We start from the raw sequence: 1,638 nt of genomic DNA, 5'->3' as shown, positions 1-1,638 counted from the left end.
CGCATGGCTTCAAGTATGTATGGGCCCTTGTTGAGCATCACGCATTCGGCACGCACGCTCATTGCGGCGTCGGTGATCTCGGCCCGTGAAGGAATCCCGGATTTTGCCAAACTTTCCAATACCTGGGTCGCCCAGATGACCGGCATGTGCGCAGCCTCACACATCCACAAGATCTCTTCCTGCACCTCCGCTAAACGCTGCCATCCGAGTTCCACCGCAAGATCACCACGCGCGATCATCACTCCGCTGGCAGGACTTTGCATCGCGGCCAGCAAGAGCGATGGGAGATGCTCGAATGCCTGGCGGTTTTCGATTTTAAGCACAATCGGCATGTCCGGGCGTCCAAGTCTCGCAAGTTCGCTTTGAAGTCGCTCGACATCCTCTGCGCTACGCACGAAAGAGTAGCCGACCATGTCAGCGTGTTGCACGACGATCGCAAGATCCTCGATATCCTTATCCGTCAGAGCTCCAAGCTGCAACTTTGAGTCCGGCAGATTGATTCCCTTATCAGCTCGAAGTTTCGTTCCACTGAGGCTCGCATTGGTGATTTCCAGTTCAACGTGATTTTCATCGAGGGTCTGGATACAGGCTGCTATCTTGCCATCGTCAAACAGAACCCGTTCCCCAACTTTGACGTTACGGAGCACCGACGGGAGCGTGCAGCCGATCGTTGCCGGGTGAACAATTTGGCCATGCTCATCGTGCTTCGCTGGCGAGCCGACCATGAAATCATTCCCCAGTAAGAGTCGATCACCGCGACGCAGCACTAAGTACTGTTCAATCGAAGGCAACGTTCCAGGGTACCCTGGCTTGTAATGTGTCTTCTGTTTCGACGAGTGGAGCTTCAATTGCGTGTCGCAGATGATGTAGCTTGTGCGATCGGCCTCGCCCAAAAATCCCTCCGGTCTGCATTGAATGATTCGCACACGCCTCGAACGTCCGCGTGCGTCAGAATATCTAATCTCATCGCCGGGCTGAACGACAGGGAACCACTCCGCGATCACGGGGACTGATGCGTCGACGGGAAGTGGAGACACCGCGGTCGAGCCTTCTTCGCGAAACCAAATCCTCGCCGGAGCAATCACACGCCCAAATGCGTCGCGTCTTGGACGCCACTTCAGCACCTCGGGGCCAGCTTCGATTGCACCAGTCCTAAGTTTGGGTCCGCCGAGGTCCATTAAGATTTTGCAATGTCGATTTTGCTCATCACTGGCACGATGCAAGTTGTCGACCATTCGTTTCCAGACAGACGCATCGTCGTGTGCACAATTGACACGCATGCAATCCATCCCCTGTGCGACCAGGTCACACACCAGACCGAGGTCGTCAGCGGCTTCGCTCGGCATGGTCACCATAATATGTGCTCCACCCACGGCTGACCGAGGCCCGAACATTGCCGATGTCGATCTGTCGATAAGCTGACGGCTTTGATCGAAATCAATTTCCGTGAGCTCGTGTTTCTCCGGTTGCTCGTGCCCCACCAGTCGACAGAGAATTTCAATGACTGCCGTCAACGTGGCGTACACGTTTGCTTCACAACGCCCCAAAGAAGAGAGGCCACGGTTAGAAAGCTCCTCCTGTAGCGATCTCAAGTCTTGTTGTCGAAGTGTCAGATATTGCAACAGGTTCTTCGCGCTT

At 54.9% G+C, this 1,638-nt stretch carries 1 protein-coding gene; it reads right to left on the bottom strand.

All coding sequences use genetic code 11. The features are described 5' to 3' along the window. Window positions 1-1,592 (bottom strand): pyruvate kinase (locus AC6T8Q_RS17580; protein WP_500680324.1); only part of this gene is annotated, 1,592 nt, incomplete at its 3' end. Window positions 1,593-1,638 lie beyond the last annotated feature (46 nt).

It is taken from the genome of Bythopirellula sp., assembly GCF_041737835.1.
In the GTDB taxonomy this organism is placed as follows: Bacteria; Planctomycetota; Planctomycetia; order Pirellulales; family Lacipirellulaceae; genus Bythopirellula.
This window is presented reverse-complemented; position numbering and strand designations above follow the sequence as displayed.